The 22,948-nt window shown below is 67.7% G+C and carries 12 protein-coding genes and 2 pseudogenes; 8 read left to right on the forward strand and 6 right to left on the reverse strand.

Annotation, left to right across the window (positions count from 1 at the left end; all coding sequences use genetic code 11):
• Nucleotides 1-24: 24 nt before the first annotated feature.
• Nucleotides 25-6,084 carry a phosphotransferase gene (locus tag RPX00_RS35230; RefSeq protein WP_406631924.1) on the reverse strand — a complete coding sequence of 2,020 codons (6,060 nt, stop codon included), beginning with the start codon at nucleotides 6,082-6,084 and terminating at the stop codon, nucleotides 25-27.
• Nucleotides 6,085-6,244: 160 nt separating this feature from the next.
• Between RPX00_RS35230 and RPX00_RS35235 the strand changes: the two genes are divergently transcribed.
• The 4 genes from RPX00_RS35235 to greA all read left to right on the forward strand — a co-directional run bounded on the left by RPX00_RS35235 (nucleotide 6,245) and on the right by greA (nucleotide 8,495).
• Nucleotides 6,245-6,523, forward strand: a complete 279-nt coding sequence (locus RPX00_RS35235; protein ID WP_406631925.1) for a hypothetical protein — start codon at nucleotides 6,245-6,247, stop codon at nucleotides 6,521-6,523.
• Between the two features lie 318 nt (nucleotides 6,524-6,841).
• A complete protein-coding gene (locus RPX00_RS35240) occupies nucleotides 6,842-7,084 on the forward strand; it encodes a hypothetical protein (RefSeq protein ID WP_406631926.1) in 243 nt (80 codons plus the stop codon).
• Complete coding sequence (locus RPX00_RS35245) at nucleotides 7,081-7,689, forward strand: RNA polymerase sigma factor (protein WP_406631927.1); 609 nt, start codon at nucleotides 7,081-7,083, stop codon at nucleotides 7,687-7,689. The genes RPX00_RS35240 and RPX00_RS35245 overlap by 4 nt, the downstream gene beginning before the upstream one ends.
• Before the next feature lie 311 nt (nucleotides 7,690-8,000).
• Nucleotides 8,001-8,495, forward strand: a complete 495-nt coding sequence (gene greA, locus RPX00_RS35250) for a transcription elongation factor GreA (RefSeq protein ID WP_406643199.1) — start codon at nucleotides 8,001-8,003, stop codon at nucleotides 8,493-8,495.
• A 468-nt stretch (nucleotides 8,496-8,963) separates the two neighbouring features.
• Here the strand turns inward: greA and RPX00_RS35255 are convergent, their stop codons facing one another.
• The gene (locus RPX00_RS35255; RefSeq protein ID WP_406631928.1) at nucleotides 8,964-10,001 is read right to left on the reverse strand and encodes an IS630 family transposase; all 1,038 of its coding nucleotides are present in this window, start codon (nucleotides 9,999-10,001) and stop codon (nucleotides 8,964-8,966) included.
• A gap of 1,280 nt (nucleotides 10,002-11,281) precedes the next feature.
• Here RPX00_RS35255 and RPX00_RS35260 point away from each other — a divergent pair.
• Entirely contained in the window at nucleotides 11,282-12,097 is an 816-nt protein-coding gene (locus RPX00_RS35260; RefSeq protein WP_406631929.1) for a glycosyltransferase, read from the forward strand.
• Nucleotides 12,098-12,223: 126 nt separating this feature from the next.
• Here RPX00_RS35260 and RPX00_RS35265 read toward each other — a convergent pair whose 3' ends face one another.
• The 4 genes and pseudogenes from RPX00_RS35265 to RPX00_RS35280 all read right to left on the reverse strand — a co-directional run.
• Entirely contained in the window at nucleotides 12,224-12,769 is a 546-nt protein-coding gene (locus tag RPX00_RS35265) for a DUF2165 domain-containing protein (protein WP_406631930.1), read from the reverse strand.
• Between the two features lie 116 nt (nucleotides 12,770-12,885).
• A complete protein-coding gene (locus tag RPX00_RS35270) occupies nucleotides 12,886-13,530 on the reverse strand; it encodes a WD40 repeat domain-containing protein (protein WP_406643200.1) in 645 nt (214 codons plus the stop codon).
• Between the two features lie 57 nt (nucleotides 13,531-13,587).
• Nucleotides 13,588-13,953, reverse strand: a pseudogene (locus tag RPX00_RS35275) (WD40 repeat domain-containing protein); the annotation flags it as partial.
• Between the two features lie 38 nt (nucleotides 13,954-13,991).
• Nucleotides 13,992-16,958: pseudogene (locus tag RPX00_RS35280) on the reverse strand (WD40 repeat domain-containing protein); the annotation flags it as partial.
• 1,767 nt (nucleotides 16,959-18,725) lie between these two features.
• On the opposite strand from RPX00_RS35280, the gene RPX00_RS35285 reads away from it, so the two are divergent.
• The 3 genes from RPX00_RS35285 (at nucleotide 18,726) to RPX00_RS35295 (ending at nucleotide 22,941) form a co-directional block, all read left to right on the forward strand.
• Nucleotides 18,726-19,685, forward strand: coding sequence for a ParB/RepB/Spo0J family partition protein (locus tag RPX00_RS35285; protein WP_406643202.1), 960 nt, complete (start codon nucleotides 18,726-18,728; stop codon nucleotides 19,683-19,685).
• Nucleotides 19,686-20,426: 741 nt separating this feature from the next.
• A complete protein-coding gene (locus tag RPX00_RS35290) occupies nucleotides 20,427-20,900 on the forward strand; it encodes a hypothetical protein (protein WP_406631931.1) in 474 nt (157 codons plus the stop codon).
• Nucleotides 20,901-21,090: 190 nt separating this feature from the next.
• A complete protein-coding gene (locus tag RPX00_RS35295) occupies nucleotides 21,091-22,941 on the forward strand; it encodes a radical SAM protein (protein ID WP_406631932.1) in 1,851 nt (616 codons plus the stop codon).
• Nucleotides 22,942-22,948: the final 7 nt, after the last annotated feature.

Here is a 22,948-nt window from a genome sequence, read left to right on the forward strand (position 1 = left end):
CGCTGAAATGTATCTCCTGCCGCCTCACCATGGTTCCTCCGCTCGGATGGCGATCTTCGAGTCCTCGATTCCCTTGACGTGAGGGAACTTCTCTTTGAGCGCTTCCCCGATCCGTTTGGCGAGGCGGACGAGGTCTCTTGGCACGCTGCTGCTCGGCATGATCTTTGTATCATCTCTTTTGAGATCCGGGTATTCCGTGCGGATCCGCTCGAAGGTCTCCCGGTCGACCACGACGTAGAGGTCGACGTCGAAGTCGTACGGGTCGAAGCGGGTCTTCCCCTTGTGCGGCCCGCGCTGGCCGGTCTTCATGCTGCCGATGTACCCGATCTCTTCGCCGCGGTAGCGGAAGCCGGAGATGACGTCGTTGATCGTGGCCTGCGTCGCGCGGAACGCCGCCGCCCACGCCGCCGCGCCCTCCCGGTCCATCGTCCGCGCCACCGCGGTCTCGGCGAGTTCCGGTTGGCCAGTCGCCGCCGCGAACTGCGCCAGTTCCCGCATGACCTGCTCCGCGTCCGCCGTGAGCGACCGCACCTTCTCCTCGGCTCGCCTGGTGCCTTCCGGGGAGAGGGTGACCTCGTCCCTGCGGTGCGGGAAGAGGTCGTCCCACAGCGCCTTGAACTGCTCGGTCTGTTCGGATTGGAACTCGCGGACTCGGTCGCCGTACCGGGACTCGAAACCGGCTCGGACCCTCGGCTCGGCGACATCGAGCATGTACGCACGGAAGTTGTCGATCGCGGTCCACGCGCGACGGTAGCCGGGAGTGCCCGGGAGTTCGCCCGCGAAGCGGTGGGCGAGCTTGGTCGCGACAGCGCTGTCGAGGCCAAGGGCCTCCTGCAGTGCGGCAGCGGCGGCGCCGACGTCCGGTGCCCTGCGCGGCTCCGGTCGCTGCTCCAGCCGGGTCACAGCGCGGGCCAGTCTGTGCAGCGCTGCGCGGGCCTCGAACATGGCTTGCACGGCTGTGGGTACGACCGGGCCGCCGTGGCGGGCGTACGCTTCGGCGAAGTCGTGGCGCAGGCGGGTGATCTCCTCGGGCGACAGGCCGAACTCCCTGCCGAAGTGGCTGATGCGCTGGGTGAACAGTCCGACATCCCGGGCCGGTGTGCCGATGGGCTCGCCCGCGGCGTTCATCGACTGGTGCAGGGTGGGGGCGTCGATGAGCGTCACTCCGGCGTCCGGATCCCACAGGAAGTTGCCGAGGTGGGCGTCGCCGTGCGCGAGGCTCGCCGGGCCCCGGCCGGCCATGGCGTCCGAGAGGGCCGCACCCAGTGCGACGCGGAGCTGGTCGACATCGATGCCGAGCTGTTCCAGCAGCGGGCGGCGGGCCTCCAGTTCGGCGAGGTGCTCGCGGATCATGGCGGCGTGCGGGGCGAAGTAGGCGGGCGACGCCGGGCGGGCGGTGCCGCGGTGCAACTCGGCCATGCCTTCGGCGACACCGCTGACCGCCTGGCGCAGGTCGTGCATAGCAGCCGCGCGGTCCCAGGCCAACGGCACTCTGCGCAGCAGGGCGTCGACAGACTCGCCTGGGGCCAGTGCGGAGAACAGGGCGCCGCGACGCATGCTGCCCGCGCCAGGCACCGATGCGACCGCGAGGACCTCGGGCACCCGGAAGCCGGTGAGGTCGGATTGGAGAAGCCGGTCCGCGGCCGACAGCTCTTGCGCGAACTCGGCGCCGTCGGGCACGACCTTGACCACGCCGACCGGCTTGCCGTCCACCGACACCCGGTAGACCGGCCGAGTGGTCCTAGCGCGACCGTCGTGGCCGCCGATCGGCTCCAGTGTCACGTCGCCGGTGAACACCGTTTCGACCATCGCGCGGATCGAGGCAGGCGAGTCGTCCGGCAGTCTCGGCAGCTCACGCAAAAGTCGCGTGACCGCGCCGGGAGCGACATCGCCGGTATCGGTACGGGCCGACGCCGCCGTCCGGCGTGCCGCCGCAACCGAGGCCGCCGCGCCGCCACGCCGGCGCTTCGCTACCTCCACCGGCCCGGCCGCGCTCTCCTGGACCGCCGATTCCAGGCCCGCCTTGCCCATCTCCTGCAGGAGATCGCCGGCGTCGCCGTGGAACCTGCCGGTCGCCGCGCCGATGCCGAGTTCCGCGCCGCGGCCGGTCGCGCCGCCGAGGAACGACGACGTGCCGCGCAGGGCCGAGCGCGCGGCCGCCGAGCCGCTCAGTGCGTCGCCGAGAGTCGTGCGGGTGCCGTCCGCCGCGGCCTTGCCGACGGGCAGCGATTCGAAGGCATGCGACGTCACGGTGCTGACCGCGCCGCCGAGCGCACCGGCCGCCGTGGCCGCCAGCAGTTCCGCGAAGCCGTGCTCGAAGCCTTTGCGCCAGGTGGCCTCGTCGAGCAGCGCAGCGCCGAAGCCGCTCATGCCGCCGGTCGCGGCTCCGATAGCCAGCAGGTCGCCGAGCGTGCTTCCGGTGATGCCGCCCATCGCGTGGCCGAGGCCTTCGGCCGACCGCAGCGTGGTCATGCCCGCGGCCAGGCTCTGGGTTCCGCCGCGCGCCAGGATGGACAGGTGCTGACCGACGCCGGCGGTCAGCGCCTGCACCGCGGTCATGCCGAGGTCGACCGCGGCCTGTTCCCAGCCGTACCGGCCGCCGCTGACGGCGCTGTGCACGGCCATCGAGGACAGGCCGGTCAGTCCGGCGATGGAGGCAAGCAGCAGCGGGCTGGCCGCGCCGCCGGTCGCGACCGTGGCCACGGCGGCGGCGATCGCGCCGGCCACCATGACCGCGGTGGTCAGGACGGCGGCGTAGCTGTCGATCTGGGCGGCGTAGTTCTCGGCCGCCATCTTGCTGACCCGCACGGCGGAGGCGAACTCGCGCGGGTCCTGGCCGGTGTACTTGCCGTCCTTGTCGAACAGGGTGCCGCCCGCGGTCATCGGGCGGCCCGCGGCGTCGGTCCAGACCGGGTTGCCCTTGTCGTCGACCCGCACGGTCGCGCCGCCCAGCGAGGCGGTGAGCCGGGTCTGCGCCGAGGCGAGCGACCGGTCGGCGAGGCTGTCCTCGGCCAGCCAGGCGCCGAGCCCGCCGGTCTCGTCGCGCTGCTGCTGGATGCGGAACGCGGCGACCTCGGCGGCTTCCCGGTCGTTGCGGGGCACGCCGAGCAGCGCCACCTCCATCCGCAGCCGCTCGTCGCCGGACAGCTCGGTGAACGCGCCTTTGCCGCCGAAGGTGCCGAGGTCGTCGTCGAGCGCGGTGCCGGTGAGGTTCTTGTACTCGACCCGCATGGCGGCGATCTCGTCGCGGTCCATCCGCTCGACGAAGCGGAACATCAGCTCTTCGTCGGTCCCGGCGCCCTTCGAGGCGTATTGGACGGCCAGCGCGGCAGTCTTCGGGGTCGGGTACTCGTCGTGGGCGAGGCTGACGGCCAGCACGGCAAGGTCCTTGTCGCTGCCCGACGCGGCGCGCAGCTGTCTTTCCAGATATGCCTTCGCGGACTCGGCCGCGCCTGCTTCCTTGGCGCCGCCGTAGTCGGCGGCGTACTTCTGGAAGACCTGGTCGCGCTCGGTCCGCGCATTCGTGATCTCCTCCGGCGACACCTTCGCGCCCGGTTTGAGGCGAGGATCGACCAGTGCGGCGTCGAGTTTGAGCAGGTTCGGGCCGCCCGGCCGCTGCGTCTCCACGCCGAGGCGGGCCGCGCGCGCGGCCACCGTGTTCTCGCCGCCGTGAATGAGCGCGACCGCGAGGTCCCGGTTCGCGCCGGTGATGTCGCGCTTCTCGGTCCGTGTGCCGCCCCTTGCCCCGGCGACGACTCGCTGGATCGGCGCGAGCGTGTACTTCTCGACCGCGGCGGCGGCCTGTTCCGGGGAGATCGACGCAGTGTCGCGCCCGCCACCGACGATTCCCGCGAACTCGCGCTGCACCGCAACCCGGCGCTCGTCCGCGCTGGCCTCGGCACGACCGCGTTCAGTCGGAGCCTTGCCGTACTGGATGAGAGTGTCGTGGAGCGCGTCGAGGTCCCCGGACCGGCGCGCGTCGTCGATCTTGTCCTTCATCCGGAACGCGTCGGCGAGGTTCTGGTTTCCGGCCGCGAGCGCGTCGAACACCTTCAGGTCGGTGCCGTCGAGGTTGTCGCGCACATCGGCGAGCGCCGCGGCGCCTTCCTTGCTGCCCTTGAGCCTGGCGAGTTCTTCGGGCTTGAGGTTGCGCATCGTCTCCTCGATGCGCTCTTCCTCGTCGCCGTACCAGTGGAGAGAGGCCTCCAGTTCGGCCGCGGCACCCGCCGCCTGGTCGCCGCGCAGATAGGCCTGCGCCGAGGTGAGATCCGCACCGGAGAGTTCGTCGTTCAGCGCCGCCTCGAGCGAGCCGTGTTTGCGTTCGAAGAGCCAGCGCAGTGCACGGCCCTGCGTCGGGGTCATTCCGCGCAACGCCTTGGACACGCCCGCCTCGTCGGTGCCCCAGCCGTCGAACGCCTTCTCGAGGTCGTGCTCGCGCTGGTCGAGGTTCGCCGCGACCGCGTCGGCGGCGGGCTTGACCAGTGCGGCCATCGGCGTGGCCGGGGTCTGGTACGGCTTGAAGACCTTGGCGACGAAGCCGGTCCGCTTGTCGTCCGTATCGCGCTTCCACTCGGTGAACGGCCCGGTCATCGCGTCCTTGGTCTTCCGGACTGCCTCGCCGAACACCTGCGCCAGCGGCATGGCCCAGGCGTCCGCGACCTGCCGGACGCCGTGCGCCGTCGCCGCGAAGGACGCGTCGTGCCCGTGCACAAAGCCGCTGATTCCCCGCGCGCTGGCCGCGGCCGTCTCGCGCAGGCCACGCCGCGCCGCCGCCCGCGTCCGCGCGGCGGCCTGGCTGGCCGCGTGCTCGGCAGCAGCCAACGACCGGCTGGTCGACACGTCGGCCTTGGTCACCACGCGCCGCTGCTCGGCTGCGAGCTTGTCCACCTTCGGCCCGGTGACCTTCGCGCTGTCCGTCGTGGCCCTGCGCAAGCTTTCCGCACCGTTCTTCGCGGCAGGCTCAAGACCCTTGCGTACGGCGGTGACCATGCCGTCGAACCCGGGCAGCCCGGTCTTCGCCGCTGTTGCCAAGCCGGTCAGCTCCGCCCCCGTCTGGGCACGCGAGGCGTGCACCAGCCCGTCAGCGTCAGTCGTCAGCCGGTCCCGGGCCGCCTTGCACCGCAGCTCGATCGACTGACGGGCACCGTCCGCCGTCCGCCGCAAGACCACCCGTGCGTGCGCGGCCTGCCCGCCGAGCGCGCCGTAGGCCACCCGGGTCGCGTTCTGCACCGCGGCCCGGCCCTTGGTGTCGATCTCGTCCCTGCGGGTCCGCAGCGCCGCGGCCAGCTCGCTCGCGTCGAACTTGTCCCGCACCACCTTGACCTGGCCGCGATACGCCTCCGCCTGCTCCGAAGACGCCTCGTTCAGGGACTTCACGGCCGCCGCGGCCAGTCCGGGGACAGCCTGGCGCCGCGCCTCGTTCTCGGCCTCCACCAGCGGCGTCGCCCCGCCGGGAAACAGGGTCGAAGCGGACGCGCTGTAGGACTGGACCGCCGCGACAGCCTGCCCGGCTTCATTCGTGATCTCCACGGCGCTCTGTTCGAGCACGTCGGTGTAGGCCGACGCCAGATCGTTGACGATCGTGGTGATCTGGTCGCTCGCGGTGTCCACGTTCGCCTGCACCCGGCTGAGCGCGCTCGCGGAAGAAGCGGCGACCTGCCCGCGGCCGCGCTTCAGCGCGGCCGCGAGACCGACCGTGCCCCGCTCATACGCGCTGTCGACGGTGGCGAGGGCCTGTTCCCGCCGATCGTCCAGCTCGGCCTCGACCGCCGACGCCCTCGTCCGGGCCCGGCGCTCCAACCGGTCGTGCCGGTCCAGAGCGGCCCGGCCGATCCGCTGCAGCAGGCGCGATTGGGAGTCGTGGGAGCGCCGGGCCTGCTCGACAAGCCGAGCGAACGCCCGCTCGGCCGTGGCCAGCGCTGCCCGCTCGACGGCTTTGTCGGCTGCTTTGCCGGTACTGCCCGCCCGCACCGGCGGCAGCGTGGCCAGCACGCTGAACTGCCGCGTGAACGAGGGCAATAGGAGCCGCCGCGGCCCAGCGAAGCTTCCGACCGCAGCGCCCGCAGCCGCGGTCCCCGCGCGCACGGGCTCTTTTTTCGGCGCACCCTCGTCCGGGCGATCCCCGGTGTCCTTTGCGTCCGCTTGGCCGAGGCGAGATCTGGGCGGTGCCTGTGTCTTCGGTTGAGGCTGCCCGGGCCCTGGCTTCTCGGCAGGTGGCCGCCGAGCCGCGGCAGGCGGTGTCGCAGTGGACGGCATACCCGCCGCGGCCGCGACGGCCTGGTTGCCGATCAACCGCTGCCCGCCGGGCATCATCTGCCCGGCCCACCCGGGCCGGATGCCCGGCGGCGGCCCGCCCATCGCCGCGGTCACCGTCGCGTTGCCTGCCGCCGCTTGCGCCCTCCCGGCCGCCGCCGACCCGGGTTCCGCCGTCGTACCCGAGTGTGGTGCCCTGGCGCGCCCGCGTGGATCCCGCGCTGCCGGGATCGCCGGAGACACCACCGGTGTCGCCGGTCGCGGCGCATGAACCTTGAAGGGCGCAGCCATAGCGGCAGCAGAATCGCACCCATGACGTCGCGACAACGCCCGCGCGGCGTCACGGGCACGTCACCAGCGCGGCCGCGCCGGCTCTGTCCACCAACTCGTCCAGGCAGGCCTGCGCACCCTCGGTCCGGCGCAGCCCAGGGATCAGTCCGCGGCGAGTGGGGACGGGTTGCCGGAGCCGCCCGGCTGCCCCGGCTCTCGTCCGAGGCCCGCGATCGCTCGCCGAATCAGGGGTGTCCGTTCGCCCGTGCCCTGACGATGTAGTAGGCGACACTGTTTCTGACGCGCGAAGGAGAAGGCCATGGACCAGCAACGCAGCGCCGACGCGGAGTGGGTGGTGGTGCGGCGTCCCGGCATCGTCCGTCTTGCTGGTGCCGCCATCCGCGCTCGCGGTGCCGTTACCCAGGCGCGCCATCGGGGCGACACCATGATCGCGTTGGCGGAAACTTTGGCCGCCTCGCGGATGGGGGCCGAGATCTGCTCGCTCGATCCCGACGGCGCGAGGTGGTCGATGAAGATCACGGCGGAGGATGCCGCGCGGTGAGCGAACCGGCCGGCGAACCGGGAACAGGCGGCCAAGACCCGTTGGCCGCGTTTCTGGCGTCCGAGGACCCGCTGCTGGACAAGATCTACGGCTACATCCGCCGACGGCTGTGCGACTCGGACGACGTGCCGGGCGTGTTCGAGGAGACGATGAAGGCGTTCGTCGCGTACGCCGACAGGAAAGACCTTCCCGTGGAGGAGTACCTGCCGGTGATGTTCGGCATCGCGAGACGCAAGATCGCGGACGCCTGGCGGGCACTGTCGCGGCGGGCGGCGGCCGAGTTGCCGCAGGAGCCGAGCGACTTGGCGCTGCTGGCCGACGCGTGCGTCGAGGCCTACGGTGCTGTCGATCTCCGCTTGGACGTCGAGAACGCGTTGAGCAGGCTCACCCCGAAGCAGCGTCGTGTTCTCGTGCTGCGCGCGGTCGACCAGCTCACGCGCGAAGAGACGGCCCGGGCGATGGGCGTCTCGGTCAGCCGGGTCAAAGCACTCACCGAGGAGGCCCGGGCGAAGATCTTTCTGCACGGATCGCTCAAGGACTACGAGCCCCGAACCGCCACCAGACGGAGGATCACGCAGACCGGAACATCGGAGGCGCAGGCATGACGAACGAGAACGGCTTCGACCGGCTGATCAGCTCCGACCTGCGGCCGATCCCGCCGCGCCCGGACCACTCGCGTCCGAGCCTTCGACAGCTTCGCGACGGCCTCGCAGCCGCACCCCGGGACGAAATCGACCAGCTGGTCGAACTCGCGGAGGACGTCCACCACGCCCACGTGCTGAGCAACTGGACCGACGAGGTCGAACTCGAGAACACGCGGCGACGGAGCGAGAAACGGGTCCGCGAGGCGGAGGCGGCGCGCGAGGCCGCCGAGAACCGCTTGACCAAACCCGGCGGGACGGGCCAGCTCGCGACGTTGTCGGGCGGCGACCAGACGCGGCTGACCCCGGATGCCTACGACAAGCTCAAGAACGAACTCGACGAAATGATCGAGAATCGTCCGGTCATCGCCGCCCGCATCACCGACAGCCGCGAAGAGAGCGATCCCAAGGCGCACAGCGGCTACCGCGCGGCCCGCGAGGAGCAGGCCCAGGCCGAGGCCCGGATCCGGCTTCTGCAGGAGCTGCTGCGCAACGCGAAGGTCGGCGAGGCGCCGGACGACGACGGCATCGCCGGACCGGGCAAGGTGCTCACCGTCAAGTACGACGGGGACGACGAGGAGGAGAAGTTCCTGCTCGCCACCCGTGAGGAAGGCGCGGAGGGCGCGCTCGACGTGTACTCACCGGAATCTCCGCTGGGCAAGGCCCTCCTCGGTGCCAAGGAGGGCGAGTCCCGCGAGTACGAGCTGCCCAACGGCAAGACCATGAAGGTCACCCTGGTCAAGGCGGTGCCGTACGAAGGGAAGGGCTGACCGTTCGGCTTCGCACGGCGGGCATCGGGCAACCGCTCGCCCCCGACGTCGTGGGCTGCTGGCGGGTGCATGCCGGTGAAGAGCCGATTCGTCACGCGGCCTAGACAAGAGCCGGGTCCGCGGCCGGGACGTCAGCAACCGGGCCGAACGAAGGCCGTGCACAAGGCAGGCCCGACCTTCCGGGGCAGGGAAATGCTCAGCCTCGTCCGGGCGGAGAATTTGTTGTCGCGGGAGGCGTTGCGGGCCATGCTTGGCCGCATACCAGGTCTCTCCGTCTACACGCTCCTCGGCACATTGGGCGGAGCAGCATTGGGGGGCGACCGGCGCAGTGCTCGGGGCCGACGCTGCTGGATCGCAGGCAGGCTCGCGCCGCGTCCCGCGGTACGAAAGAGGGGCTGAACCCGCGGGTCCAGCCCCTATCCAGTCGGGATGACAGGATTTATTGACAGGTAGGTCAAATATGGCGTGTCAGTCGGCGGCGTAGCGGGTTTCGTCTTTGCCGAAGAAGGCTTTCACGCGGTGGGGCTGGTTCTGGCGGCGGCGCAGGTGGGTGCGTGCGTCTGCTGCCAGTGCCTGCTGGTCGCGGGGGCTTCGTGTTGCGGTGACGTGGTGTTTGAGGTCTCCGTTGAGCAGTTCGACGGGGTTGAGTTCCGGCGAGTACGGCGGCAGGAAGTGCATCTCGATCCGCTCTGTCCGCTCGGCGAGCCAGGCTTTGAGGCGTTTCGCCCGGTGGGAGGGGTGCCCGTCGACGACGAGGTGGATCTTGCGGTCGAGGTGGCGGGTGAGCCGGTCGAGGAACTCGATCATCACCGCGACATTGAACCCGCCCTCGAACACGGTGAAATACAGCTCGCCCTTGTTGCTGATCGCGGCCATCGCGTTGACCGTGAACCGGCGGCCGCTGTTGGGCACGACCGGGGTCCGCCCGACAGGGGCCCAGGTCGCCGCGACCGTCGCGTCCGACCGCAGCCCGGTCTGGTCCAGCCACAAGACCGCGCCCCGGTCCTCCCCGGCCCGCGCGGCGATCGCCGGATACCGCTCGTCCAGCCACGCCCGCACCGCGTCGGGGTTCTTCTCGTAGGCGACCTGCACCGGCTTCTGCGGCGAGAACCCCCACGACCGCAGGTACTTCCCGATCGTCACCCGCGACAGCGACACCCCGAACCAGGCTTTCACCAGCTCGCCGACCAGACCCCGCGTCCACACCAGCCCCACCAGCTGCAACTGGTCCGGATACTTGCCCAGCACCGCCCGGCGCACCCGCGACTGCTGCCGCTCGTCCAGCGCTTTCTGCTCGCCCGGACGACGACCGCGTTTCCGCGCGGCAAGACCCCGGTTCCCGTTGCCCCGGAACGCGTTCACCCACCGCGACAACGACCGCAGCCCCACCCCGAACGCCTCCGCCACCTCGGCCTGAGCACGCCCGGACTCCACCGCCGCGACCGCCCGCCGCCGCAGATCCTCCTGCGACGACGGGGAAAGCCGCCTCGCGCTGACCACCGTCACCCTCACACCACAGCCAACGACCACGCCACATTTGAGTTACGCATCAATAGATCTGCGACCCTCCGTCCCAGGAGCGAAGGGCGCAGATTCAGGTGCGGATGGCGCGACCGTCTTATGGCGCGTTGACCGTGGCGAGGGGGAGTGGTTCTCCGGTGAGAGCGGAGAGGGCTTGGGCAACTTCAGCGATGTCGGCTTTGACATAGCTGGTCAGGTCGCTGCCGCTGGCAGCATGACCGGTGTAGGCCCAGCGACACCGATGCCGAAGTTGCGTTCGACCCAAGTCAGTGTCGTGTGGCGCATCCAGCGGGAGGTGATTTGCAGCGCCCGTGTCCAGTCGAGGTGGTTTGTACGCGGCCGAAGATGTGGTCGTAGCGGCGCGAGGTGATGGGTTTGCCGTTGGCGTAGCGCAGCAGTTGCCCGTCGGAGTCTCCGTCGCCGCGTTCGTCGTGGTTGGCGCATGAGGGTGGGGGAGACGGGTTGCCAGCGTTCGGTTTCTCCTTTTCCCGTATCAGTATCGTGCATTGGTCCCGGTCGAGGTCCTGGGACGCAGGGCGAGTGCGCCGCCGCGGCGGCAGGCAGCTTTCCTCGTGGAGGTGGCCGATGAGTGCGTCGAGTTCGGGGTCGTCCCTCGTGCTGGCGAGGATGTCGTTGAGGCCGCTGACGTGGTCGCCGGGGGTGGAGACGCGGTGTTTGCCGTTGCAGTAGCCAGGTATGCGACGTGCGCGAATCGCCCTTGTCGTTCGCGGAGCGTCCTGGCGGCTCCGTTGCGATTCGGCTGCAACCGCAGGCTCGGACTTGCAGTATGATAATGCTCTTCGGGTTCCGGAGGGGAGCAGCGCTCCGGATCATCGCAGTATTTGCGCACCGCCGACGCGCACCGTATTCTTGGCGCGGAATTGTGGGGAGGCTTTGCTGGCATGTGTGGTGTCGCATCGGTTGAGTTTGCCACCGGCCAGCCAGTGTTACCTCGATCGAAGACCCCCGTGGTGTCGCACGACAAGTCGAGGTGAACGGCCTCGCCGCCCGCGACAGGACGGCTGTTCGTGTCGGGCTGGACGTTCGGTCCGGTGAGTTGTTGTTAGTTCAGTACGCACAGGTTGGGCCGGTGAACGGTTCCGGGTTTAACCTGCGGCTCGGGCTCAGTGCGAAGTTTGCGAGCAAGGCTCGCGCCGCGACCCGACGACTGCCCTCGTTAGATCGTAAGAATGGAGTGCTGGCAAGTGATCATGGACATGCCCCGATCTCGTACGCTTGTGAACGAGTCTGCCACCCTTTCTGTCGTGCTGCCTGCACATAACGAAGAATCGACCGTCGCGGCTGCGGTGACCGCTGCCCGGCAGGGAATTTCAGCGTTGGGGGTCGAGGGTGAAGTGATTGTCAGTGCGAGTGGTTGCACCGACCGGACGGCGGAGGTCGCCAAGGACTCCGGCGCGAGCGTAGTGATCGCCGGAAAGGGCAAAGGGGAAGCCATTGTTCAGGGGGTAAAGTCCGCGGCGGGGGAGATCGTCTGCCTGATGGACGCTGACCTGGAGTACTATGGAGAAACGCCGCTGGTTGCTCTATTGGTCGATCCTATTTTGCGGGGGATTGCCGACGCGACGATCTCGAACCTCTACTGGCGCCCCATCTACCCCGATCAATGGCTTAACGGCTTTTTTGCCCCCTTGGCCGGTCTTTTTCTGCCGGAAATCCTCCCTAAGGTTGGTTCTACTCCGTGGTCAGGCCAGCGCGCGGCGCGCCGCGACCTCTGGCCCAAGGTCCTGCCTGCGGGATTCACGTCGGACTTGGCGATAACGCTCCATTGGAACGAGCATGCGAGCCGGCTGCGCTCGGTTCTCGCCGACGATTGGTTCAACCCCATTCGGCCCAAGCCGGAACTGCTCGCGCAAGACTTCCGGTTGCTCGTCGAGCATGCGATCGGACGCGGGCGTATTCCGGTCGGATTGAAGCCCGATCTTGAAGCGTGGTTCTCCCGGATTGAAGCCATTATCGACGGTTACGACGAAAACGATCCCGATCCCATGGGCTTCGAGAAGAACCTCCTGGAAACTTCAGTTCGCGAACTCCGGCTCCGGGTGGCGCGCGCGATGCAGTGAACTCTGAGCCGGAGGGAATTTCAGCGCCAGTGCTCGCCGCAGCACTGTCTCACCGGGGGAGAAGTGCCGCGGCCGGGGCCATCGCGACATGGTCGGAGTACCAGGGTGTGGTGGCCGGGTAAACGGTCAGTGGAAACTGCCGTCCGTCGGGTTCGTTGCAGGTCTTGACTCTTTCGTGGCGAGATGGGTGAGTACGAGGCCGAGTGAGGCGACGATGAGGTTTTGCAGGGCTGCTGAAAGGCCGTTCCACTTGCTGGACTGCCACATTTGGAACCATTCCCCGCCTATCGCCATGAAGCCGACTCCGAAAAGTGTCAACTGCATGATCCAGCCAACGTTGGAAAGCTGGCTCGCAATCGGCAGGGTGCGTCCGGCCAGGTGGGACCGTATTCCGGCGAAAAAACCGGCAAGCAGTGCCAGTGCGGTGATCAGTTCCCATGCGATGATGGCAATATAAATCGCGTCGGCAACTCCCGGGCTGGTGATCGCACGCCACATCATATGCGAGGACTGAAATGTGGTGTCCATTGCCAGGACATGACGGACGAAAGCTTGGTTTGTGCCGAAGTCCGTGATGTTCCCGGCTGTGACGAGAGTCATTTGCGTGGCCGTCATTCCGGTGAGAACCGTGGCGGCCACGGGAAGAGTTCCGAGTCTCCTGAAAACCTGCATGCGGGCATATTACACGTTTTTCGTGAATGTTGCGGAAGTTGAATGAAATGAGTGTGCCGACAGCTGCGGTGGCAAAGATGTGTTGTGAAGGTTGCAATCTCGGTGCTTGAAAAACGTTACTGGCAGGGTGGATCGTAGTCGGTTTGCGGGAAATGCGCTTGCGATTGCTTGGAAGTCAGAACATTCCTGGTCGACTCGCATATGCGGCGGATGGCCTGCTGTTCGTCGAGATTCCAGATTCGGACTGCACCGTCCTCCCCGCCGGTTGCGAGAAGTTTCCCGTGCGGATCGAGGGGGTGAAAGGAACTCAGGTGGACGGCGTCTGCATCTGCGCCGAGGGGCTGGCCGATGGGTGTTGCCTGCGCCGCCGAGACGGCCCAAAGATGGAATGTGCGATCAGTGCTGCCGGTCGCGAGCATCGTGCCGTCGGGACTGAACGTGATGGAGTTGACGGCATCGGTGTAGCCGGCGAGAGGTTGGCCCAGCGGAGCCGGACTTGAGGGATCGCCGATGTTCCAGAGCCTCAGTGTTTGATCATCGCTGCCCGTGGCGAGCGTCTGGCCGTTCGGGCTGAACGCCACGGACAGCACCGGCTTCGTGTGGCCGGCAAGAGGTCGTCCGAGGCGTGCCGCGTGTGCGGGCGCGGTGACGTTCCAGAGTTGTACTGTGCTGTCGTCGTTGCTGATGGCGAGGACGCGGCTGTCGGGGCTGAAGGCCGCCGAGTTCCCGTTGGACGGGTTGCCGGGAATCGGCTGGCCCATTCGCACGGGGTCCGCCGGGTTGCGGACGTCCCAGAGTTGCAGGGTCCGATCGTCGTTGGCTGTGGCTAGAATGCGGCCGTCCGGGCTGAACAGAACGGGGCTTCCGTACTTTGTGTTCAGTCGGAGCGGGTGTCCGATCGGAGTCGGGTTCGCTGGAGCGGTGACATCCCAGAACTGGATGGTGCTGTCGATTCCGCTGGTGGCGAGAACGCGGCTGTCGGGACTGAACGCGATCGAGCTGACTGACCCCCGGTGTCCCGTCTTCGAGAGCCAGAGAGAATGTGGGTGCGCTGCGTCGGTGACGTCCCAGAGTTGGCCGGCGTTGTCTTCGGAACCGGTTGCCAGCAGCCGTCCGTTCGGGCTGAAAGCCAAGGACGTGATGGCTTTTTCTGCCCCAGCAGAATGAGATCGGGTATGGACCACAGCCGTGCTATGCCGTCTCCGCTGCCGACTGCGAGCGTGCGGCCGTCGGGGCTGAACATGACTGAGAACACCTGGCCGTTGCTGGCCGACAGCGGCTTGCCCAGCGGCGCCGCACCGGATGGGTCGGAAAGGTTCCAGAGCCGTGCGGTGCTGTCGCCTCCGGACACGAGCATGCGGCCGTCCCGGCTGAACGCGACCTGCCAGACCTCTCCGACGTGCCCGAGGAGGGGCTTGCCGAGAGCGACCGGCCCTCCGGGCGCGGCGAGATCCCAGAGGCGCACGGCCTTGTCTTCGCTGCCGCTGGCCAGCGTGTGCCCGTCCGGGCTGAATGCCACTGAATGCACTATGCCGGCATGGCCGAGGAGCGGCTGTCCTCGCGGCGATGGCCGGGTGGGGTCGGAGACGTCCCACAGGCGGATCGTGTGGTCGTTGCCGCCGGACGCGAGCGTGCGTCCGTCCGGGCTGAACGCGACAGTCCGCACAAGTCCGGTGTGACCGGAGAGCGGGTTCCCGAGCGGCACCGGGTGTGCGCGGTCGGCGATGTTCCAGAGCCGGACGGTGCGGTCGCTGGTGGCGGCGGCCAGCGTCCGTCCGTCCGGGCTGACGGTTGCGGTGTAAATGGTGCCCCCGCCGTCCGCCGGGGGTCCCAGCGGACGCGGACGGGCGGGATCGGCGACGTCCCACAGCCGGAACGTATGGTCGTCTCCGGCTGTGATCAGCGTGCGGCCGTCCGGGGTGAAGACCGCGGAGGCGACCCAGCTGCCGAATCCGGTCAGGGGCGCCCCGAGCTGACGGGGTCGTCCGCGGTCACGCGTGTCCCAGAGCCGGACCGTATGGTCGGCGCTGGCGGTAGCCAGGACGTTTCCGTCGGGGCGGAAGCCGGTCCAGTACACAGCGCCGTTGTGGCCGGCCAGCGGGGTTGCCAGCGGGCCTTGCTGAGCAGAGAGGACCCTGGTCAGCACGTTCTGATCGTCTGGACGCAGCTGGTGCGCGACGAGATCGAGCTGGGCCGCCAGCGACGGGTCGGACGCTTGCAGCCGGTCGGCTTCGGCGACGACCTGCAGGAACTGCGCTTCGTCCCGCTGCCGGATGGCGACCACCGCCGTTGATGCCGCGACAAGGGCGAAGACCACAACCGCGGCCAGGGCGGCGCGCCGAGTCCAGCTGCTTCGGCGGCGTTGCCGTGACGATGCCGCGAGGAATTCTTGGGCGGCGATCGTTACGTCAGCGGGGTCCGCTGTCTTGATCCATTGCGCAGCCGCCTCCAGACGCGCGCCTCGGTAGAGCAAGGACGTGTCGCGTTCCTGTCTCTCCCAGGACGTCGAGTCCTCTTCAAGCCGTTGTCGAAGGAGGTTGCCGGCTCGGTCCTGATCGAGCCATCTCCGCAGCCGCGGCCAGGCTTGGAGCAGGGCTTCGTGCGTGATCTCGACCGATCGCTCGTCGAGCGTGACCAGCCGGGCCGCAGTCAGCATTTCCAGCGCTCTTTCCGCGGACGTGGGATCCTCGGCCTGGTCGACCAGTTGTTCCCGGGTCGACCGCCTTCGCGTGTCGCGCATGTCCTCGCTGACTCGCACGAGTCGCAGGAGGATGGCGCGTGCGGCTGTCTGCCCTCGCTCGTCCAGGTCAGCCCACACCCGTTCTGCGGTTGCTGCCACCGCACCGCGGATTCCGCGGGCTGCCTGATATGCCTCGATGGTGAGCCTGCCGGGTTGGCGGTGCTGCCACGTTGCCAGCAATGCGTGCGAGAGCAGGGGCAGTACTCCCGCGTCGTGGAGCCCTTCGGCCGAACCGGTGTGAGTGCGTGCTGCGCCGGCGCCGACGTCGCGGATGATCAAGTCGACGAGTCCTGGCTCCAGTTGCAGGCCAACCGACTTCGCCGGTCCAGTGATGGCCTCGCGCAGTTCGCCGGTGGTCATCGGGCCGAGTACCTGCAGGTCGCCGTTCTGCGAGGCGGCCGTGAGTTCCGGGTATTCCAGGCAGTGAACGAAGAAGTCGGCCCGCAACCCGAGCAGTACGACAACCGGTTGTCCGGTGTGGGCCGAAATGCAGCTGCTGACGGCGTGAAGTGTGCGAACAAACAAACGTCGCTGGAACTCGTCCGCGCACTGGGTGAAAGTTTCCTCGAATTGGTCCACTACCAGCAGAAGCTGAGTCGTCGATCGCGCTCGGCTGTCGAGGTGTTCCGCGATCGCGACCTGCACCGCAGCCTGGAAATCGGCCTGGACGGCATCGGATTCCTCTTGGCCCGTGGCCGTTGGGTTGTCGTCGCCTGGCGAAGAGCCGGATTCTGTGTCGCGCAGATCGGACAAAAGCTTCGCGGCATTCTGGAGTTCTGGCACACGTGCGGCGAGTTCGCGCATCGGATTGTCGCGCGGGGTCATCAGGACAGTCGTCCAGTTGCCGCCCGATGCGCCCTGTTCCAGCCTCGGGAGCAGGCCGGCGGCGATCAGCGAGGACTTCCCGGCGCCGGACGCGCCGATCAGCATGACCACGCCGGCGCCCGCCTTGGTCGTCAGCCTGGTGACCAGGGAGTCCGTGCTCCGGCCGCGTCCGAAATAGGAGCCAGCGTCCTGTTGCCGGAACGATGCCAGGCCCCGGTAAGGGCAGGCAGCCGGGCCTGCGGAGCCGGGCTGACCGGCAGTTCTGCCGTCAGTGTCATCAGTCGCGGAAGCGCCGGGAAGCGGGCTGTCGAGAGCCTGCTTCCACAGCTCTTGCCAGGCAGCCAGGTTGTACAGATCGGGCACGACCGGGGCGGAACGTATCTGGCGTGCCTGCCCGATCAGGATCTCCAGGACGACAGCTAGCGAGGCGAAGCGGGCGGGGACGTTCCGTCCCCGTCGCCAGTCGCTTACCCGCTGCGCCGAGACTCTGATGGGCCGGCCTCGTTCGTCGAGCCGCCGCGTGCGCAGAACTGATTCAGTTACCCGCTTGAGCGGCGGATCGCCCGCCTCGGCGTAAAGCAGTGCAAAGCGCTCCGCGAACAGCCCGCGCGGCTCAAAACCCATCTCATCGTCCTCCCCAAGCCGATGTCGCCGTCGCGGTCAGGCACCGTGCGTGCTCGGGTCGCTACCCCGGTCGGGCGGAGACTCATACTGGTCACTGCGGCCTAGGAATGCAAGATGATCCCTGCCCGAGTCGGCGAACATGGTCGACGGAGCAGGCGGACCCGGCATTCGATCTGGGCGGGCGAGGAACGGTCGAACCGTGCAAGCGCTCGGCCGCGGAGCGGCCTGCTGGAACTGAGTGCTGCCCCGTCTGGTGAAAGGGGGTGCGCGCCGCCGAGGTCGCGATGCACGCGACCCAGGAGCGACGTCCAGGGCTTCGTTCAGGACCGTCATGGCGCCTGCGAGCCTTCGCCTGTCCGGACCGGAAAACGTGTTTGGGCCTCTGGCCTTGGTGTTGTGGAGGCGAGCGGGCCGGGGAGATCCACTGAGCACGGAGCAGTACCAGACTCGACGGGGAAGACCGCGGCAGCGACGTCGTTGAGCCCGCACCCATGCTGTGGTCTCGGTCGGCTCGTCCGGGCATCGGGTTCGGCGTTGCACGATCTGTCGAGGGGGCAAGTCGTGCAACGCCGACGCACGCGGAGAGGAAGCGATGTGGCAGTAGGCGGCAGCCGTGTCGGTCGCTCGGCAGGAGTGCGCGCGCAAAGGCGGCGCCGACTCAGCGTTCATCGGACCGGGCTTGTCCGGCTGCGACCGCCGCACGGTGAAGACGTGCGGCTCGGTCGCGCGGCCGGGCACTGCGATGCCGCTGCTGCGCCCGCTGTCAGCTCGAGTTCCAGGTTCGACTTTTGTGCCAACCGCCGAGGGCAAGTCGTGCGCGGTCGGTCCGACACGGAAGAGCGGGACGATGTTGTCTCGGACGGTGGGCACGCCGCTTGGCCCATCGACTGCGGGCTTGCGCAAGCCGAAGTCGTGAATGCGCCGGGAGCGAGGGAGCAGCTGCGCGCTTGGCTCGAGGATCTGCCAGGTGGTTTCGCTCGGCCAGGCTGGTATCGCCAGGCACCCGCGCTGTCGTGCACGGTGCGGGATCGCCAGATGGTATTTTGCGAGAGTCGGCCCCAGCGGCCTCGTGATCTGGCGGGCAAGGAGGTGACGGGGCGCGACGGGCACCGCAAGTCAAGCGACCGCTCAGCTCCGTCACCTCGCCTTGGCCTTAACCTGTCCGCACGATTTCGCCGGAATCGACGGCGCCTTGTGCGGAACCCCTCTTCGTGCGTATTGATTGCTCGACCATGAACTGCGGGATCGGTATTCGCGACGCTTGTCTTCCGGAATTATCGGCAATCTACTATTGGGTGAATTATTGAATTAAGGATCGTGTTGGTGCTGGTGTGATGAGAATTGTTCGGTGAGCGCGTCGATGTGACGCGCGATCACCTGGCCCGACGGTCGGATGGCAGGTCGCTGTGCTCAAGCGTGTACGGATGTCGCGCGTAACCGAGCACGGCACCGGCGATTCCGGCGCCTCGTTCGCGGTTGAGACAGATCGTGAGAATTTCGCCAAGGTCCTCGCGCTTCTGCCAGGTTGGCGCGACCGCGTGGTCTGTCGGCACGTGGCGCAGCGAGGTGCAGGCCATGCTGATTTGCAGAGCGGCTCGAGAGCCGACTTCTCCTTCGGTCGGGAGATGCGTGCTTATTGCGACAAACAGGGGAGGGTTGATGTCGGTGCGTCTGACGGTGGGGGAGGAGAAGTCTCGCGGACGGTCGGCAACCGGGGCGACAGCACCGCAGGGGCGTGTGGCTCCCGGGCGTCCGCAGCCGACTGAAGTGGTTTCGGTCGGATCTTTGCGGCCGGCGGATTCTCCGCGGATCGGGGGTGAGGACGGGGAGCGGGTACGCGAACTCGCGGAACTGGACGGCGGGTTGCCACCCATTGTGGTTCATCGGGCGACGATGCGGGTGATCGACGGGATGCATCGATTGCGGGCCGCGCTGTTGCGTGGCGAGAAACGGATTGAGGTGCGTTTCTACGAAGGCACCGAGGCGGATGCCTTCGTGCTGGCTGTCCGATTGAACGCGAGTCACGGCCTGCCCCTTACCCAGGTCGACCGCGCGGCCGCGGCCGCGCGGATCCTCGATTCGCATCCCCAGTGGTCGGACCGGGCGATAGCGTCAGTGACGGGCTTGTCGCACAAGACGGTCGGCTCGATCCGGAAGCGTGCAACCGGGGAAGTTGCCCACTCGAGCAGCCGCATGGGCCAGGACGGGCGTGTGCGCCCGCTCGACGCCGCCGAAGGCCGTATCCGGGCCACTGAACTGATCGCCAGGAAGCCGGACGCTTCGCTGCGCGAGATCGCCAGGGAATCCGGGGTCTCCCTGGGGACGGCCAGAGACGTCCGTGAACGAGTGCGCGCGAACCAGGATCCTCTCCCGCGCAGGCAACGCAGGGGCGCGAACCGAGTCGGCAACGTGGCGGCGAGCGGCGGCCTCGCCGGTTCCGGCTCGCCGGCGGTGCGCGTGCGGGATCCGGTGTCGGCACTGGAGATCTTGCGCAAGGATCCGGCGTTGCGGCAGGCCGAGCTGGGCCGCGGTATCCTCCGGCTTCTCGATGCGCATTCGATCAGTCCGTCGGATTGGGAACAGTTCAGCGAGATCGTCCCGCCGCATTGCCGCGACACGGTGTCGGGTTTGGCGCGGGAATGTGCGCGATCATGGGTGGATTTCGCGCGGCGACTCGAAGACCGAAGCCGACTGACGGGGTCCTCTGCGGAAAACTCGGTCGATTGACACCTGTCATGCAGGGTGATCAGGAGGCGGCTGGGCGTCGAGCGCATGGGCCGAAGGCGGACCGGCTCGGTCGTCAGCCGGACGGGAAGGAGCGGTGCGTGATCCAAAGCCCGTCATCGCTCTATGGGGTTCGGTGAAGTTTTGCGCGCTTGGTGAACTTCCGCTGGATTGGTGTCCGGGGATGCGGTCCCGAGATTCCAGACGACGTCGATGTTGACGACGGCGATGCTCGGTCCGAGTTCATCACTGCTGTCTCCGGGCTATGCCTTGCATCGCCGTCGCGACCGTTCGCTTCGACGGCGGATTGCTGCGCACCGAGCCGTGACTGGTTCATCGGTGTCGACAAGAGCCGTGCCATCCCTGGATTCTGAGCATGCGCAGAACCCATGCTCATCACTTTTCAGGAATTTGCAGCAAATGTACCGTGCGGCGCATGTTCTAGGAGTCGGAACGTTTGGGAACGTCCTATTTCGGTATTCGGCTGTGCTGTGTGGATAAACATCAAACCGGAGCCGGCCTGCCGTGATGGTCGCACGGTGACAATCCGACCGGTTCGAAAATACGTACTGGGAGATCGTCGGATATTCGTGCCCTCGCATCCGCCATTTCGGCGATGTAAAGGACTCAAACCGGACGTATGTAAAGGTGTGTGTGGACAATGCTGGACAGGCGACTTGGCGATCGGTTACGGTCCCGTGTCATGAGGCGTGATGCGCGCCACTCAGAAGACCGGGGGAGCCGATGACCGGATCGCAGCGACCACTCGCGCCAGGTGATCTCGCCGAGTGGATCGGCAAGTACGAGGGCGGCGGCACAAACCACGAGGGCGAGGCGTTCGACGCGGCGGCCGAGCTGCGGGAGATCGCGCTGGGACAGTCGCTGTGCCTGGAATTCACCGCCACCGGTCGGACCGGCGAGGTTTTTCACACCGAGGTCTCTCTCATCAGCGAGGATCTTTCCGGATCCGGCCTCAAGCTCGCCCAAGCGTGTTCCAACATTCCAGGGCTCGCCGTTCACCAGTGCACCGGTGCCGTAGTTTCCGCCGACGGACGCCTGGAAAGTGTCGAGTTCTCGTTCGGCGGCGATTCCGCCGGGTTCCGCCAAGTTCTGACTCTCAACCGGCCTCGCGCCGGAACCCTCGAGTACACCTTTGCCTGGGCTATGGCCGGCGAGCCCGTGGAACCTCGTAGCAGCGCCACGATGACCGCCGTCTAATCGGCCCGCGGATCCTTTCGGTCGGGCTGTCACACAGCATGCTTCCCGTGCCGTGCGGGGGATTTGCTGTGCCCTGCGCCGCTTTCCTTTTCTTGTCACCTCCACCGGGGAGTCCTGCATGGCTGTTGTCGACGTACCTTTGTCCCCGTCCAGACCGCTTGGCGCATCCGGAGCCCGCAGGGCGGACACCGTGTTCCGGTTCAAGGTGCCTCCGGTCCCGCACCCGCCGCAGGGGCCTGCCGCCCTCGACGCGCTGGTCGGCCGCCTGCTGGCGGCGGTCCTCGACGTCGCCGCGGTCACCAAGGACGGCGAAGTGCTCGAACCGGACGGCTTCCTCTATCACCGGGACGTCTTCAACGAGGCGAGCACGCCGCTGCCGCTCTACGCGGAAGAGCCTCCGGCCCCGTCCGGCTCGATGCCGACGTCGAAGCAACTCGGCTTCCTGCGCGGCGGCCAGGAGACAGAGGAACAGTTCTACGACCCGGCTGTCCTGCGCCGCACCGAGCCGCGAATCGATTTGCTCCTGCAGTTGGCGTCTGTCCTCAATGACCTTGCGGAGGTCGAGGTGGTCGATGGCCGGGTCGTGGCGGTTTCCCTGCGCGACCTCGGACATTGGACCACCGCCAGCAACGGCGATCCGTACGAAGTGATCGCTTGTCTCTCGCGCAACTGCAACGCGCGATGCGAGTTCTGCTATGTTCACGGAAACCCTGCGGACTCAGTCGTGCGACTCAACGCGTCGACCACTGAGCGATCCGGCCGCGAGGCGTCAGATCGGCTCGCCTTCTATGAGCGCGGACTCGCACTGCCACAGCCGACGTACGACCTTGAAGAGACGCTTCTGCATCCGTCGACGTTGCCTGTGCTGGAGCGCGTCCGGAAGGCGACGGGAAGCCTGATCTCGATCACGACGAACGGATACACCCTCACGGAGCGGACTGTCGAGCGGATCAAAGGCCTGGACCCGGTCGAAGTTACCCTCAGTCTCAACTCCGCGAACCCGGAGATTCGGGAAGCGCTCATGGGAGGGCGTGCCCGGCGCGGTCTCAACGCACTGAAGCTCCTGGACCGCGCCGGTGTCTGCACCACCGCGACACTCGTGGCCTGGCCCACCGTCCCGCTCGACGACCTCGTGGCGACTATTCGGCACGCCGACGCCTTCGACATCCGCAGCGTCAATGTGATCCTGGGCGGCTACACCCGGTTTTTCCCGAACCCGCCGGAGTTCGAGACATTCGGCTACTGGCGGAAGGTAGTCGAGCGTCTCCTCCCGCTCCGGAACGAGATCGAGCATCCGCTGGCGATCCAGCCGGGCATCTACGTAGAGCAGGTCCTCGAGCCGGAGACGCTGGGAAGGTCCCTGGTCACCGGAGTGTCACCGGGTTCCCCGGCGCATCGCGGCGGGATCCGCGTCGGCGACGTCATCACGGAGATCGCCGGTCGGCCGGTTCTGTCGCGGTCGCACTGCTACGCGATGCTCGCGCTGCTGCGAGACACCGAGCGGGCCGCGGCCCTGGTGACGGTCGAACGGGATGGCGTCGCGGACACGCTCACGCTGCCGCGCGAAGGCATGCCCGGCTACAGATACGGACCACCGACCAACGACCGCTTCGGCATTCACCTCGTCGGCGGCAGTCCGCCGATCTCCGCGATCCGCGACATCTTCCAGCTCGCCGGGGAGTACGCGGCCGAACACACCCTCGTCATCACCTCGCAGATCGTCCAGCCGTTGCTGGAGACCATGTTGCAAGAATGGGCTTTCCTGGACTCGAATCCCCAGGCGAGGATCCGGACGCTCGCGCCGCGCTGCCGCTTCTACGGCGGCACCGTTGTCCTGGGCGACCTGCTCACCGTCGGCGACATCGCGGACGCTGTCGCCGAATATCGCGCCGATCACGGCACCCCCGACCTGGTGCTCGTGCCGAGTGCCTCCTTCAACTCCGGCGGCTGGTTCCGAGATATCCGCGGGCGAACGTTTTTCGAACTGCGACGTCGTTTGGGAATCCCATGCGAACCGTTGATCGCCAGCAACTTCGAATGACCATGAC

The sequence above is a fragment of the Amycolatopsis sp. WGS_07 genome (genome assembly GCF_045278895.1).
GTDB lineage: Bacteria > Actinomycetota > Actinomycetes > Mycobacteriales > Pseudonocardiaceae > Amycolatopsis.

Excerpts from the sequence above, each read along its gene's own strand:
- RPX00_RS35290 (WP_406631931.1), top strand. The coding sequence starts at position 20,427 with ATGACCGGATCGCAGCGACCACTCGCGCCAGGTGATCTCGCCGAGTGG.
- RPX00_RS35240 (WP_406631926.1), top strand. The coding sequence starts at position 6,842 with ATGGACCAGCAACGCAGCGCCGACGCGGAGTGGGTGGTGGTGCGGCGT.
- RPX00_RS35265 (WP_406631930.1), bottom strand. The coding sequence starts at position 12,769 with ATGCAGGTTTTCAGGAGACTCGGAACTCTTCCCGTGGCCGCCACGGTT.
- RPX00_RS35270 (WP_406643200.1), bottom strand. The coding sequence starts at position 13,530 with ATGGGCCAGCCGATTCCCGGCAACCCGTCCAACGGGAACTCGGCGGCC.